The organism is Microbacterium sp. JB110 (assembly GCF_003335195.1).
In the GTDB taxonomy this organism is placed as follows: domain Bacteria; phylum Actinomycetota; class Actinomycetes; order Actinomycetales; family Microbacteriaceae; genus Microbacterium.
The window spans coordinates 1-338 of record NZ_QPGM01000020.1 but is presented as its reverse complement, the minus strand read 5'-3'; the positions used below and the strand labels follow the sequence as shown (position 1 = coordinate 338).

1 protein-coding gene is annotated in these 338 nt (G+C 42.3%); it reads right to left on the bottom strand.

What is annotated here, in order from left to right:
* Positions 1 to 338, bottom strand: a 338-nt coding sequence (locus CIK77_RS17825; RefSeq protein WP_220224453.1) for a hypothetical protein, incomplete at both ends; no start/stop codon positions are given.

Below are 338 nucleotides of genomic sequence, written 5' to 3'. Positions count from 1 at the left end.
AGTCCAAATCCATAAGTTATCCCTGGAATCCCAGACGCACCTATAGGAACTTGATCTTTATCATCGACAACACCATCTTCGTTCAAATCAGTATATTTAAAGTATCCGACCCGTGGCACGCCAAATCCATAGCTGGTTGTTGATAAGTAATCATCCAGTTCTTCCTGGCTGTTGAACATACCGTTGCCATTGCTATAATCGATTTTATAACCGAAAGATTGAGCTAGCGCGTAGCCTGTACTCCGGTACCGATGTACATACGTCTCATCCCGAATAGGTTCATCGATAAATTCTACGACATTTTTATTCTCGCCGTAGTTTCCATTAAACGTGAGGTG